The organism is Bradyrhizobium acaciae (assembly GCF_020889785.1).
GTDB classification, from domain to species: Bacteria; Pseudomonadota; Alphaproteobacteria; order Rhizobiales; family Xanthobacteraceae; genus Bradyrhizobium; species Bradyrhizobium acaciae.
The window spans coordinates 1-14,532 of the sequence record NZ_JACMYK010000171.1 but is presented as its reverse complement, the minus strand read 5'-3'; the positions used below and the strand labels follow the sequence as shown (position 1 = coordinate 14,532).

The following is a 14,532-nucleotide window of genomic DNA, read 5'->3' as shown; positions in this document are numbered from 1 at the left end:
CCAGCCGCAGCGGCCGAGGCTCCGGCCCGCAAGGGCTGGTGGTCGCGCCGCTTCGGCGGCGGCAACTAAGGCCCCCTACAAGTCAAAACGCCCGGTTCACGCCGGGCGTTTTTATTGGACAGGCACTCCGTTCGTCAGACGCCGGCGTGACGGAGCCTGACGGAGACGGACCCGATGCAAAGCGCGATCGTTCTTGGCGGCGGCATGGTGGGCGTCAGCACAGCGCTGCATTTGCAACGCCGCGGCTGGTCGGTCACGCTCATCGACCGCAAGGAACCCGGCCGCGAGACCAGCTACGGCAATGCCGGCATCATTCAGAGCGAGGCGGTGCGGCCCTATCCGATGCCGCGCGATCCCGCGACACTCGCCAGGATCGCGATGGGGCGCACCAACGACGTGCGCTATCGCCTGGCCTCGCTGCCGCAGCACGCGGGTCCGCTGCTGCGCTACTGGTGGAACTCGACGCCCGAGCGGCACCGCGAAGCCACCCTCGCCTGGGCGCGCCTGATCGCCTACGCCACCGCGGAGCACGACACGCTGATCCGCGATGCCCATGCCGACAATCTGATCCGCCGCGCCGGCTATCGCCTGCTGCATCGCGACCCGGCGGCGCTGGAGCAGGCGATCGCCGTCGCCGAAGAGAACCAGCGTGACTTCGGCGTGACGTTCCGCGTGCTCGATGGCAAGGAGCTTGCCAGAGCGGAGCCTTTGCTGCGCGACGATCTGCCCGGCGCCATTCACTGGCTCGGGCCGTGGACCGTGTCGGACCCCGGCGGTCTCGTGTCCGCCTATGCCGGATTGTTCGAGCGCCTCGGCGGGACCCTGCTGAACGGCGACGCGCAGACGCTGACGCAGACGACGTCCGGCTGGTCGGTCGACACCAGCGTCGGCCGGATCGATGCCGCCCACGTCGTCGTCACACTCGGGCCGTGGTCACCGCAATTGCTGCGCAAGTTCGGCTACCGGATCCCGCTGGTGCGCAAGCGCGGCTACCACATGCACTATCAGGGCGGCCGCTCGCTCGATCTGCCGCTGGTCGACACCGCGAACGGCTATGCAATGGCGCCGATGGCCAAGGGCATCCGCATCACCACCGGCGCGGAGCTGACCAGTCCCGATGCGCCGGCGACGCCGATCCAGCTCGGCCATGCGGAAGCCGCCGCGCGCGAGCTGATCGAGATCGGCAGCCGCGTCGAGCCCGAGCCGTGGTTCGGCACCCGCCCCTGCACCACCGACATGCTGCCGGTGCTCGGGCCGGCGCCACGCCATCGCGGGCTGTGGGTGAATTTCGGTCACGGCCATCAGGGCTTCACGCTCGGCCCGGCGACGGCCCGGGTGCTCGCCGAAACGATGAACGGCGAGGCATCCGCAGTGGACACCTCGCCGTATCGGTTGGACAGGTTCTGACGTCAAACTAATCCGTCGTCAGCGCGGTTTCCATGTCGGTCGGGTCGATCTGCCGGGCGAGATTGGCGTTGAGCTTGTCGCGGTCGAGCTCGCCCTCCCACCAGGCCACGATCACGCAGGCGACGCCGTTGCCGCACAGATTGGTCAGCGCGCGGCACTCGCTCATGAACTTGTCGATGCCGAGCACGATCGCCATGCCCGGCACCAACCGCGGATCGACAACCGCAAGCGTCGCCGCCAGCGTGATGAAGCCCGCGCCGGTGATGCCGGAGGCACCCTTCGAAGTGAGCATCGCCACCACCAGGATCGTGAGCTGCTGGCTGAACGAAAGGTCGTAGCCCAGCGCCTGTGCGATGAACAAGGTCGCGAGCGTCATGTAGATGTTGGTGCCGTCGAGGTTGAACGAATAGCCCGTCGGCACCACGAGGCCGACCACGGATTTCGAGCAGCCGAGCCGTTCGAGCTTCTCCATCAATGACGGCAGCGCGCTCTCCGACGACGAGGTGCCGAGCACGATCAGGAGCTCGTCCTTGATGTAGGCCAGGAACCGGAAGATCGAGAACCCTGCGATCCGCGCGATGATGCCGAGCACCACGAGGACGAACAGCGCCGCGGTCAGGTAGAACGTCGCGATCAGCCCCATCAGGTTGAGGATCGCGCCGGTGCCGAACTTGCCGATGGTGAAGGCCATCGCGCCGAACGCGCCGATCGGCGCCGCCCGCATCACGATCGAGATGACGCCGAACACCGCATGCGCGGCATCGTCGATGAACGAGCGGATGGTATGGCCGCGCTCGCCGAGGCCCATGATCGCGAAGCCGAACAGCACCGAGAACAGCAGCACCTGCAGGATCTCGCCCTGCGCGAAGGCACCGACGACGGTGTCCGGGATGATGTGCAGCACGAAGTCGACGCTCTTCTGCGCCTCCGCCTGCTTGGCATAACCGGCAACCGCCTGCGCGTTCGCCGCCGCATTGCCGAAGCCCGCGCCCGGCTTCACGATATTGCCGATCAGCAATCCGATCACCAGCGCGAAGGTCGAGACGACCTCGAAATAGATCAGCGCCTTGACGCCGATGCGGCCGACCTTCTTGGCATCCTGGATATGTGCAATGCCCGAGACCACCGTGCAGAAGATGATCGGTGCGATCACCATCTTGATCAGCTTGATGAAGCCGTCGCCGAGTGCCTTGATCCACTCATTGGTGGCAAGCGACGGCCAGAACGCGCCAACCAGCGCGCCGAGCACGATCGCGATCAGAACCTGCACGTAGAGAATCTTGTACCACGGCTTGCTGCCGGCAGACGCCGGTGAAGCCGTGGCAACGGTTGCCGTTGCCATGTGTCACTCCCCCTCAGAAATGGCGGAAACAGCCAAGATCAACTTGGCCGTTCAAGTCAAATGGAACTGTGCGGGCCCTGCCGTTTATCCGCGGCGATCTGTCGCGTGCTGCTCTGCGAAACCGGGGCCAGCGCATGCGAAACCGATCCAACCGACAAGGCGGAGGGCTCTTGAAGATTGCCGGCTATTTAAGCCAATGCGCGATCCGCGCAACCGCTTCCTGCATCTCCGAAGCCGAACGCGCATAGGAAAATCGGATGAAGGCGCGGCCGTGGATCGGATCGAAATCGACGCCCGGGGTCGCTGCGACATGCGCCTTCTCGAGCATCTCGCTGGCGAAGGCGAAGCTGTCGGAGGTGAAGTCGGAGACGTCGGCATAGAGATAGAACGCGCCGTCGGCCGGCAGGAACTTGGTCAGCCCGGCCCTGGGCAGGCCTTCGATCAGGATGCGGCGGTTCTCCTGGTAGCCGCGCTTGATCGCTTCCATCTCCTCCCGCCCCTCGAACGCCGCTTCGGCCGCGATCTGCGACAGGGTCGGCACCGAGATCGACAGATTCTGTTGCAGCCGTTCGATCGGCCGCACCAGCATTTCGGGCACCACCATCCAGCCGACGCGCCAGCCGGTCATGCAGAAGTACTTCGAGAACGAGTTGATCACGAGCGCGTTCGGCGACAGCTCCGCCGCCGTCACCGCAGGAAACGCGTAGTCAAGGCCGTGATAGATCTCATCGGAGATGAAACGGATGCCTGCGCTGTCGGCAGCGGCCATCAGGCTCGACAGCGCCTCGCGCGACATCATGGTGCCGGTCGGGTTGGCGGGACTGCCGACCAGCACACCCTTCAGCGGCGCCTTGCGATGGGCAGCCAGCAGCGCCTCGCCGGTCAGCGCGTGGCGGGTGTCGTTGGAGGTCTCAATCAGTACCGGCTCGCAACCGAGCGCCGTCAGGATGTGACGATACGGCGGATAGCCGGGCACGGTGACCGCGACCCGGTCGCCCGGCTCGAACATCGCAAGAAACGCCAGGATGAACCCGCCCGACGAGCCCGTGGTGACGATGATGCGCTCGGCGTCGACCGCGCAACCATACGTGTCGCGGTAATGCCGCGCGATGCGTGCGCGCAGCGAGGGAATACCGAGCGCCGAGGTGTAGTCGATCCGACCGTCCAGAAGTGCGGCCTGCGCGGCCGCGATCGCCGGCTTCGGCGCGGATGCGGCCGGCTGCCCCACCTCCATGTGGATGACATGGCCGCCGGCGGCCTCGATTCGCGCCGCGGCGGCCATCACGTCCATCACCATGAACGGCGGAACATCGCTCCGGCCGGACGCTGTCAAAAGGCTGCTCACACGGTCTCTCGCTGTCGCTTCACGCATGGATTTCTGCTATTGCACGGCCGCTGCCGAATTCGGGTTCCCGCTACCGCCTGCCGCCCCAGACTGGCCGCATTCGGTGGCTCCTTATAACGCTTTCAGGCCAAGTGAATACCCCAAGTGAATACCCGGTTCGCGTGAAGAAGAACTGCAAAAACAACAGACTGCGCCACGCGCCTGATCCGGTCCGGCCCGGAACCCGGTTTTGCGCCGGCGCGGCCAGCCCTCGCCGATAGATCGCCCATGCTGTTCCGCCTCAGGCTTCGCACCACGACCTCCAAGCTCATCGCAGTGCTGACCGCGGTCACGCTCGCCATCGGTCCGGTCGTCCCAGCGCAAGCCCAGGGAAAGGGCCCACCGGTGCTGCGGGACACCGAGTCCGAACAGTTGCTGCGCGAATACACCAGGCCGATCCTGCGCGCCGCCGGTCTGGAGAAGCAGAATATCCAGATCGTCATCATCAACGACAGCTCGTTCAACGCCTTCGTCGCCGACGGCCGCCGCATCTTCGTCAACTACGGCGCGCTGCTGCAATCGGAGACACCGAACCAGATCATTGGCGTGCTGGCGCACGAGACCGGCCATCTCGCAGGCGGCCATCTCGCCAAGATGCGCGAGCAGCTGGCGCAGGCGCAGACCCAGATGATCATCGCGATGCTGCTCGGCGTCGGCGCGATCGCCGCCGGCGCAGGCGGCCGGGGCGGTGGAAACGGCCTTTCCAGCGCCGGCGCCGCGGCGATCTCGGCCCCGCAGACGGTGATTCAGCGCACGCTGCTGTCCTATCAGCGCCAGCAGGAAGAAAACGCCGACCGCGCCGGCGTCAAATTCCTGAACGCGACCGGACAGTCCGCCAAGGGCATGTACGAGACGTTCAGGCGCTTCACCGACGAGAGCCTGTTCGCCTCGCGCGGCACCGACCCCTATTTGCAGTCGCACCCGATGCCGGTCGATCGCGTCTCGGCGCTGCAGGAGCTGGCGCGCTCGAGCCCCTATTGGGACAAGAAGGACGATCCGGCGCTGCAGCTGCGTCACGACATGATGCGCGCCAAGATCTCCGGCTTCATGGAGCGGCAGGATACGGTCTACCGCCGCTATCCGCTGACCAACACCAGCATGCCGGCGCGCTACGCACGCGCGATCACGACCTATCTGCACGGCGATCTGCGTTCGGCGATCGCGCAGATCGACAGCTTGATCCAGGCGCAGCCCAACAATCCCTATTTCTACGAATTGCGCGGTCAGGCGCTGCTCGAAGGCGGCCGGCCGGCGGAGGCCGTCGCGCCGCTGCGCCGCGCGGTGCAGATGTCCGGCAATTCGCCGCTGATCGAGATGCTGCTCGGCCAGGCGCTGGTCGCCTCCGACAACAAGGCCTTGACCGACGAGGCGATCAACATGCTGCGGGCCGCGGTCGGCCGCGAGCCCGAGGCGCCGCTCGGCTACACCCAGCTCGCGATGGCCTATGGCCGCAAGGGCGACTATGCCCAGGCCGACTTGGCCTCGGCGCAGGCCGCCTATCTCCGCGGCGACACCAAGACCGCCCGCGACCTTGCGTCGCGCGCCAAGACGCGGTTCGCGATCGGCACGCCCGGCTGGGTCAAAGCTGACGACATTGTGAGCGCCAAGCCCATGCCGGGTCAGAAAAACAACTAGAAATAAACCGTAGTTCCATACAACGATCCCCCGAAACCGGCTCACGGCCGCGCCGTATTTCGGGCCACCTCGAACAAGGATTTTGTCATGCCAGCGCTTCGTTTTCTTGCCCCTGCCCTGCTCGCGCTCGGCGTTTGCGCCGCGCCGCTGTCGGCGTCCGCGCAGAGCTTCAACGATACCCAGCGCGGCGACATCGAGACCATCGTGCGCAACTACCTCGTCTCGCATCCCGAGGTGCTCGAAGAGGCGATGAACGAACTCAGCAAGCGGCAGGCGGCGGCTGAAGCCGAGAAGCATGAGCAGAGCGTCGCCAAGAACGCCGACACCATCTTCAATTCGCCGCGCGGCGTCATGCTCGGCAACAAGGACGGCGACGTCACCTTCGTCGAGTTCTTCGATTACAATTGCGGCTACTGCAAGCGCGCGATGTCCGACATGATGGACCTGATGAAGTCGGATCCGAAGCTGAAGGTTGTGCTGAAGGAATTCCCGGTGCTGAGCCAGGGCTCGGTCGAGGCCGCGCAGGTCGCGGTCGCCGTGCGCATGCAGGACCCGACCGGCAAGAAGTATCTCGAGTTTCACCAGAAGCTGTTGGGTGGCCGCGGCGCCGCCGACAAGGCCCGCGCGATGGCGGTCGCAAAGGACGTCGGCCTCGACATGACCAAGCTCGAGAGGGACATGGCGAGCCCCGAGGTGAAGGCGACCATCGAGGAGAATTTCCGCCTCGCCGAATCCATGGGCATGAACGGCACGCCGAGCTACGTGATCGGCAAGCAGGTCGTTGTCGGTGCCGTCGGCGTCGACAATCTCAAGGAAAAGATCGGCATTGCCCGCTGCGGCAAGGCGACCTGCTGATCGTCCCTCGACGGCGCCCATTCAATCAGCAGAATCCGGCTGCCAGGCAGCCGGATTTTTTTATTGCCGTCACCGAACCAATGCCGCGCGGGCTGCAACCAAGAGCCATCACCAATCACGGAAACCGCGCGCCATGTCCCTGGCCTCACCTACTCTTCAGGCCTCGCCTACCCTTGGCTACGACCTCACGCTCCTGAACACGGCGCCACAACGTGGCTCCGACCATGATCACGGCTGGTGCTACGGCCTGCCGTCAGGCATTCGCACCGAGCAATGGCCGCTGAGCCCTCACGATGGCTTTCCGATGCAGCACTGCTTCACGCTGCGGATCCCTTCGCAGTATCGCGCCAAGGGCCAGTCCTACGTTGCGCTCGCGATGTTCGCCGACCAGCAATATGACGAGCCCGTCGAGATCGAGGCGGTCGCGCGATATCTCAATGCTGAGACCGTCGAGCGTCCGGCCGATCGCAATCTGCTGCCGTACTTCGCCTATCGGCAGAACCGTCATCCGATGGAGTTTCGGATGAAGGACATCATCGACCGCAATTTCGTGGCGATCTGGCTCACGGAGACCGAGTTCGCAGGACCGCTCTGCCAACCGCCGCAGCTCGCCGGCAATCCATTGCTGGAAGCCAATTCGCCGCCACGCTGGCTGGTGAAGGGCGCGGCGCGCACGGCGTTCGACGTCCACGTCGGCCGCACCACGCGCACCGACCAATTGGAAAAGACGTACTGGTATCGCCTGTTCGGCTGCATCCCCGAGGCCGGACACCATGCTTACGGCATCGGGATTGCGCCACGTGACGGCGACCCCAACGTCGGCAAGCCGCCGCGCGACCATCTGCTGCACAAGGGCGAGCTCGGCGACTACATCGCGCCTTACGGTGAAGACGGCAGCGCGCACGGTCTCGAACGGCTGCACGGCCGTAACCATCTCGGCGGCACGATGTTTCCGAACCAGTGGACGCCGAAATACAGCGCGACCTATCTCGAGATCGAAGAACATTTCGGCGGCTTCAATTTCGGCGGCGGCAACGGCCAGCTCGATCTTGCCAGCATGGAGTTCGACTGGGCCTGCGGTTGAAACGCGTGCGCATTGTTCATCGTGCATTCATACGAGAAACAAACCGCGGGGAACCGCAAATCCACAGGAACATCGCACACCTTCCTCCGTTGTCGGCGCGGGCAATGCTGAAATACGAGGAGGAATGTAATGAATAAACGCTTTCTGATTTCGGTCGCCGCGGCGGCTCTGATCGCCGGCACCGGTTTCGCGAATGCTCAGGGCGCCGGCGGTGCCAACAGGGAGTCCGGGGCCGGCGGTGGTGCGACCACGCAGCACTCTGCACCGTCTGGCGGCGCGTCGTCGGGCACCATGCAGCATGAGTCGGGCGGCATGAAGGGTTCCGAGCACTCCACGACTGGTCAGTCTTCGTCAGGCATGAAGGATGACTCGTCGAGCATGAAGGGTGCCGAGTCCGAGAAGTCCGGTGCCACCACCAAGGGGGCCCAGGAGAATACGCAGAAGTCGAAGGGCATGAGCTCGGAGAACGAAGCCACCAAGGGCTCCAAGGAGAGCTCGAAGGACATGAAGGCCGAGGGCCGCGACAAGAACGGCAACATGAAGGCCGAGGAGCGTGACAAGAGCGGCAAGATGAACGCGGAAAGCCGCGAGGGCCGCGATCGCAACAACGCCGCCGAGAGCCGTGACAAGAGCGGCGCAACAACCAACCAGAACGCTCAGACCAAGAACCCGACCGACACCAACCGCGCCCAGACCAACGATACCAGCCGCACCCAGACCACGACGGGCAACGCGGCGACGTCGGCCACCGCGGCTCCGCCGGCCGAGAAGCGCACCCAGATCTCGACCGCGATCAGGTCGGAGCACGTCACCGAAGTCACCAATGTGAACTTCAACGTGGCGGTCGGCACCCGCGTCCCGGCTGACGTGCACTTCTATCCGCTGCCGGAGCGGGTCGTGTCGATCTACCCGCAGTGGCGCGGTTATGACTTCATCCTGGTCAAGGGCCGCTACATCATCGTGGAGCCGGAGACGCACGAGATCGTCTACATCATCGAGGGCTAACCCAGCCTCGGCGCGAGGGTGCCTGGATGGGCCTTCGCTCCACGCTCAACCCCGCCCCTCAGGGGCGGGGTTTTGCATTGGGCCAACCCCGCAGTCCCCGGTGGATGGCGCGCCCGGGAGGCCGCGCCGCCGTGTCCTCCACGAAGTTTGGTTAATCAGCAATTTCCGCAGGTTACGGCAACCACCTAACAGCCCGGGAGAAGCTGTTGAAGACGTTCCGATTTCACCTAAAGGCTTCCCCTGCGGCCGGTTGTTACCTATAACCCGGCCCACTCCACCCCTCGCCCGGAACCCTTGTTGGGACCATTGCCGGAACCCTTGGCAGGAATCTTTGGAATGGCTGCTGCCGGAACGATCTACGTGCTGAACGGCCCGAACCTCAACCTGTTGGGGACGCGCGAGCCGGAGACCTACGGCCACGCCACCCTCGCCGACGTCGAGAATCTGTGCGCGGACACGGCGCGCCAGTTCGGGCTGATTGCCGACTGCCGACAGTCCAACCGCGAGGGCGAGCTGATCGACTTCATCCACGAGGCCCACGCCAAGAAGGCGGTCGGCATCATCATCAACGCCGGCGGCTACTCCCATACCTCGATCGCGCTGCATGACGCGCTGGTTGCGGTCAAGATCCCCGCCGTCGAGGTTCATGTCAGCAACATCCACGCCCGCGAAAGCTTCCGGGACCACTCGTTCACTGCTAAAGCCGCCTTCGCGTCGCTTTGCGGCTTCGGTATCGACGGCTACCGGCTTGCGATCATCGGTCTCGCCACCAGGATTGGTGCGAAGACCGATGCCAGGACCGATGCCAAGCCAAAGACTTAATCGTCCATCCTGACGTTCCCCGTCACCAGACAGAGATTTCGGATCAAACAACATGGCGCGCCAGCCAGACGACAAATCAGCCGCAAAGTCCAAGAACGATTCGAAGAGCGACGACAGCGTCCTCATTCGCGAGCTCGCGCTTCTGCTTGCTGAGACCAACCTCACCGAGATCGAGATCGAGCGCGCCGGCCTGCGCGTCCGGGTCGCCCGCAACATCAGCATCGCGGCATCGGTGCCTTCCCTGCATGCGGTTGCCGCGCCGGCCGCCGTGGCAGTGCCTGCTGCCGCCGTTGCCGCTGCGACCGATCTGGCAAAGCACCCGGGCGCCGTGCCCTCGCCGATGGTCGGCACCGCCTATTGGTCGCCCGAGCCGGGCGCCAAGCCGTTCATTGAAGTCGGCACCAAGGTCAGCGCCGGCCAGACGCTTCTGATCATCGAGGCGATGAAGACGATGAACCAGATCCCGTCGCCGCGCGCCGGCACCGTGACGCAGATCCTCGTCGAGGACGGCCAGCCCGTCGAATTCGGCGAACCGCTCGTCATCATTGAATAGCTTCCCGTCAACGTCAGGCGCAGCGATGTTCGACAAGATCCTCATAGCCAATCGCGGCGAGATCGCGCTTCGCGTGCTGCGCGCCTGCAAGGAGCTCGGCATCTCCACCGTCGCGGTGCATTCCACCGCCGACGCCGACGCCATGCATGTGCGGCTCGCCGACGAGAGCGTGTGCATCGGGCCGCCGCCCTCGAAGGATTCCTATCTCAACATACCGGCGCTGCTCGCGGCCTGCGAGATCACCGGCGCCGACGCCGTGCATCCCGGCTACGGCTTCCTGTCGGAGAACGCGCGCTTCGCCGAGATCCTCGCCGACCACAATCTCGGCTTCATCGGACCGAAGGCCGAGCACATCCGCCTGATGGGCGACAAGATCGAAGCCAAGAAGACCGCCAAGCGCCTCGGCATTCCCGTGGTGCCCGGCTCGGACGGCGCGGTAACCTCGGAGGCCGATGCGCTCGCCATCGGCAGGGAGATCGGCTTCCCGGTGCTGGTGAAGGCGGCGGCCGGCGGCGGTGGCCGCGGCATGAAGGTCGCGCACACCGAGGCTGATCTGGCGCTGGCGCTCTCGACCGCGGCCAACGAGGCCAGATCGGCGTTCGGCGACGCCTCGGTCTACCTGGAGAAATACCTGCAGAAGCCGCGCCACATCGAGATTCAGATTCTCGGCGATGGCCGCGGCGGCGCCATCCATCTCGGCGAGCGCGACTGCTCGCTGCAACGCCGTCACCAGAAGGTCTGGGAGGAAGGCCCCTCGCCCGTACTCGCGGCGGCCGCGCGCGCCAGGATCGGTGAGACCTGCGCCAAGGCGATGCGGGACATGAAGTATCTCGGCGTCGGCACCATCGAATTCCTCTACGAGGACGGCGAGTTTTATTTCATCGAAATGAACACCCGCATCCAGGTCGAGCATCCCGTCACCGAAAGCATCACCGACATCGATCTGGTGCTGGAGCAGATCCGGATTGCCGCCGGCGGCGAGCTTCCGGCCAAGCAGAGCGACATCGCGATCATCGGCCACGCCATCGAGTGCCGTATCAATGCTGAGAACCCGCAGACCTTCCGTCCGTCGCCCGGACGGATCACGCAATTCCATCCGCCCGGCGGCCTCGGCGTGCGGATCGATTCCGCCGTCTATCAGGGCTATGTGATCCCGCCCTATTACGACTCGCTGGTCGGCAAGCTGATCGTGCACGGCAAGACTCGCGGCGAATGCCTGATGCGGCTGCGGCGGGCACTGGACGAGATGGTGGTCGACGGGATCGAGACGACGCTGCCGCTGTTCCGCGCGTTGGTGCGCGAGCCCGACATCATCGAAGGCGACTACCACATCCACTGGCTCGAGCAGTACCTCGCGGGCCAGCCACCCGACGCCGCAAAATAGTTTGGAACCCGGTGGAACCGAAGGCCCTGTTCAAGCGTATTTGAGGGGTATTGGCTTTCCACGGGGACGCATTGAATCCCACTCCCGCACAGAGACCGTCGTGACAGCAGTTTCACGACGCAGATCCACGTTGCAGATCCTGCTGCTTTCAGCTGGATTTTTCGTGCTGGTCGCGGTCAGCGTGGCGTCCGTGCTGCTGGTCAACAAGGCGCGCGAAGACAACACCTGGGTTGTCCATACCGTCGAGACCGAGAGCGAAGTCGCCAACCTGCTGGTTGACATCAGGCGCGCCGAAAGCGCGACCAGGGCCTATCTGTTGACAGCAGCACCGCAGTACCTGTCCGAGTACGAGTCCGCGGCAGCAAGAATCCCGGCTGCGCTCAACCATCTCCAGATGATGACGGCCGATAATCCGGCGCAGGTTGCCAATACCGCGAAGCTAAAGTCCGCCGTCGAGCAACGGCTGGCCGAGTTCGCCCTCACCATCGAGCGCGTCAAGAACAATGATGTCGCCGCCAGCGTCGACATCCTGCGCAAGGGCACATCGACCGACGCGCTGGAGGCGATCGCCGGGATCGGCCGCGACATGCGCACCGAAGAGGACCGCCTGCTGGCGACGCGCACCGCGACTGCAGACAAGACCCAGGTGCTGGCCTCCTCCGTCACCATCGCCGGTTCCTGCATGGTGCTGGCGCTCGCCGCGCTTTCGCTGGTGCTGCTGCGGCAATCCTCTCGGGCGCGCGACGAGGCCGAAGCCAGGCTGCGCGACAGCAACGTTAATCTCGAAACCATCGTCGACGAGCGCACCGCGGACCTGCGCGAGGCCAATGAGGAGATCCAGCGCTTCGCCTATATCGTCAGCCACGATCTGCGCTCGCCGCTGGTCAACATCATGGGCTTCACCAGCGAGCTGGAGGAACTGCGCGGCGATATCTTCAAGCGCATCGCCACGCTCAGTCGCACCGCATCGCTGGCGCCGGCGATGCCGGAAGACGCCACTGACGTGGCCGAGCCCGAGCTCGAAGGCTCCGACAAGCAGCTGTCCGACGATTTCAGCGAATCGCTCAGCTTCATCAAATCGTCGATCGCCAAGATGGACCGCCTGATCAGCGCTATCCTCAATCTCACCCGCGAGGGCCGCCGCGAGTTCAAGCCCGAGGGCATCGACCTCCGCGAGCTGATCGACGGCATCGTCAAGACCGTCGCCCACCAGGCAGTCGAGGCCAATGCGACCGTCGAGGTCGGCGCGCTGCCGAACATTGTCAGCGATCGCCTCGCTTTGGAGCAGATATTCTCCAACCTGATCGACAATGCGCTGAAGTACCTCAGGAACGGCGTGCCCGGCGAGATCTCGGTCAAGGGCCGCACCAAGCTAGGCTTTGCGATCTTCGAGGTCACCGACAACGGCCGCGGAATCGATCCAAAGGACCACCAGCGCATCTTCGACCTGTTCCGCCGCGCCGGCACCCAGGACAAGCCCGGTCAGGGCATCGGACTTGCCCATGTCCGCGCACTTGTGCGCAGACTGGGCGGCACCATGTCGGTAGCATCGGAACTTCACAGCGGCAGCACATTCACGATCACGCTGCCTATCAATTGGTCAGGCAAGACCTCAGACAAGAACCGGGATAGGGAATCATGAGCGATCCAGTCACCATCATCATGATCGAGGACGATGAGGGCCACGCCCGCCTGATTGAGCGGAATATCCGGCGCTCGGGTGTCAACAATGAGATCGTCCCATTCACCAACGGTACAGACGCCGTGAACTACCTGTTCGGCAAGGATGGCAGCGCCGTCGAGCGCAAAAACCAGGCCCTGCTCATCCTGCTTGATCTCAATCTGCCCGACATGACCGGCATCGACATTCTGAAGCGGGTCAAGGAAAACAAGCATCTCAAGTCGACGCCGGTGGTCGTGTTGACCACCACCGACGACAGCCAGGAGATCAAGCGTTGCTACGAACTCGGTTGCAACGTCTACATCACCAAGCCGGTGAACTACGAAAGCTTTGCCAACGCCATTCGCCAGCTTGGCCTGTTCTTTTCCGTGATTCAGGTGCCGCCAGCTTCCCTATGACCAACGCAACGCCGACGCTGCTCTATATCGACGACGACGCGGCGCTGGCGCGCCTGGTCGAACGCGGGCTGACGCGCGCGGGCTACAAGGTCGTGCATGCCGCAAGCGGCCAGGAGGGCCTGGAACGGCTCGCCCAGGGCGGCATCGACGTCGTCGCGCTCGACCAGTACATGCCCGGCCTCGACGGGCTGGAGACGCTGGAGCAGATGCTCAAGATTACGGACGCCCCGCCGGTGGTGTTCGTCACCGCCTCGCAGGATTCGGCGATTGCCGTCACCGCGCTGAAGGCCGGCGCGGCGGACTATCTGGTCAAGGACGTCAGGGGCGAATTCATCCCCCTGCTGCAGGTCGCGGTGAACGGCGCGATCCGGCGCGCCGCGATCCAGAAGGCGCGCGACGAAGCCGAAGCCGAGGTGCACGCCTCGCGCGACCGCTATGCGGCGCTCGCCGCCGAGCGCGAAGTGTTGCTTCGCGAGGTCAACCATCGCGTCGGCAATTCGTTGCAGATCATCGCCTCGCTGCTGCATCTGCAGGCCAATTCCGCGAGCCAGCCGGATGTCAAGGCCGCGCTCACCAATGCGATGGGCCGTGTCGCCGCAGTCGCGCAGGTGCATCGCCGCCTCTACACTTCGCACGATTTCAAGACGGTGATGCTCAATCAGTATCTCGAGGCACTGCTCGAGGATCTCAGGCGATCGGCCGAAGGCAACAAGATGTCGCGGCTGACGCTGAAAGCCGACCCGGTCGAGATCGATCCCGACCGCGCGGTTGCGATCGGCATCATCGTCAACGAGCTGGTGATGAACGCCGTGAAATACGCCTATCCCGACGGCGCCGGCCCGATCCATGTCGAGCTGAAACCGCAGGCCGACGACGTGCAGCTCGCGATCAGCGATGAGGGCGTGGGCTACTCCGACAAGGCCGACCCGCGCGGCACCGGAATGGGCCAGCGCATCGTCGCGGCGATGGCCGCCAAGCTCGA

The 14,532-nt window shown here is 64.7% G+C and carries 13 protein-coding genes; 11 read left to right on the top strand and 2 right to left on the bottom strand.

Annotated elements, in window-relative coordinates; all coding sequences use genetic code 11:
* The first annotated feature begins 174 nt into the window (after positions 1–174).
* Positions 175–1,407 carry an NAD(P)/FAD-dependent oxidoreductase gene (locus H8A92_RS35765; RefSeq protein WP_229200019.1) on the top strand — a complete coding sequence of 411 codons (1,233 nt, stop codon included), beginning with the start codon at positions 175–177 and terminating at the stop codon, positions 1,405–1,407.
* A gap of 7 nt (positions 1,408–1,414) precedes the next feature.
* Here the strand turns inward: H8A92_RS35765 and H8A92_RS35760 are convergent, their stop codons facing one another.
* Positions 1,415–2,749, bottom strand: a complete 1,335-nt coding sequence (locus H8A92_RS35760) for a dicarboxylate/amino acid:cation symporter (protein ID WP_229200018.1) — start codon at positions 2,747–2,749, stop codon at positions 1,415–1,417.
* Between the two features lie 184 nt (positions 2,750–2,933).
* Positions 2,934–4,121, bottom strand: coding sequence for a pyridoxal phosphate-dependent aminotransferase (locus H8A92_RS35755; RefSeq protein WP_229200017.1), 1,188 nt, complete (start codon positions 4,119–4,121; stop codon positions 2,934–2,936).
* Between the two features lie 240 nt (positions 4,122–4,361).
* On the opposite strand from H8A92_RS35755, the gene H8A92_RS35750 reads away from it, so the two are divergent.
* The 10 genes from H8A92_RS35750 to H8A92_RS35705 all read left to right on the top strand — a co-directional run.
* A complete protein-coding gene (locus tag H8A92_RS35750) occupies positions 4,362–5,768 on the top strand; it encodes a M48 family metalloprotease (protein ID WP_229200016.1) in 1,407 nt (468 codons plus the stop codon).
* A gap of 87 nt (positions 5,769–5,855) precedes the next feature.
* Positions 5,856–6,623 carry a DsbA family protein gene (locus H8A92_RS35745; protein WP_229200015.1) on the top strand — a complete coding sequence of 256 codons (768 nt, stop codon included), beginning with the start codon at positions 5,856–5,858 and terminating at the stop codon, positions 6,621–6,623.
* Between the two features lie 133 nt (positions 6,624–6,756).
* A complete protein-coding gene (locus tag H8A92_RS35740; protein WP_229200014.1) occupies positions 6,757–7,707 on the top strand; it encodes a hypothetical protein in 951 nt (316 codons plus the stop codon).
* Positions 7,708–7,836: 129 nt separating this feature from the next.
* A complete protein-coding gene (locus H8A92_RS35735) occupies positions 7,837–8,712 on the top strand; it encodes a DUF1236 domain-containing protein (RefSeq protein ID WP_229200013.1) in 876 nt (291 codons plus the stop codon).
* A gap of 336 nt (positions 8,713–9,048) precedes the next feature.
* Positions 9,049–9,534: a type II 3-dehydroquinate dehydratase gene (aroQ, locus tag H8A92_RS35730; RefSeq protein WP_229200012.1), complete on the top strand. Its 486-nt coding sequence runs from the start codon at positions 9,049–9,051 to the stop codon at positions 9,532–9,534.
* A gap of 52 nt (positions 9,535–9,586) precedes the next feature.
* On the top strand, positions 9,587–10,087 hold the full coding sequence (gene accB, locus H8A92_RS35725; RefSeq protein WP_229200011.1) for an acetyl-CoA carboxylase biotin carboxyl carrier protein: 501 nt from the start codon (positions 9,587–9,589) through the stop codon (positions 10,085–10,087).
* Between the two features lie 25 nt (positions 10,088–10,112).
* On the top strand, positions 10,113–11,471 hold the full coding sequence (gene accC / locus H8A92_RS35720; RefSeq protein ID WP_229200010.1) for an acetyl-CoA carboxylase biotin carboxylase subunit: 1,359 nt from the start codon (positions 10,113–10,115) through the stop codon (positions 11,469–11,471).
* A gap of 100 nt (positions 11,472–11,571) precedes the next feature.
* On the top strand, positions 11,572–13,113 hold the full coding sequence (locus tag H8A92_RS35715; RefSeq protein ID WP_229200009.1) for a sensor histidine kinase: 1,542 nt from the start codon (positions 11,572–11,574) through the stop codon (positions 13,111–13,113).
* Positions 13,110–13,550: a response regulator gene (locus tag H8A92_RS35710; protein ID WP_229200008.1), complete on the top strand. Its 441-nt coding sequence runs from the start codon at positions 13,110–13,112 to the stop codon at positions 13,548–13,550. Before H8A92_RS35715 ends, H8A92_RS35710 begins: the two co-directional genes overlap by 4 nt.
* Positions 13,547–14,532: sensor histidine kinase (locus tag H8A92_RS35705; RefSeq protein WP_229200007.1), on the top strand; the 986-nt coding region annotated here is incomplete at its 3' end. The genes H8A92_RS35710 and H8A92_RS35705, both read left to right, overlap by 4 nt.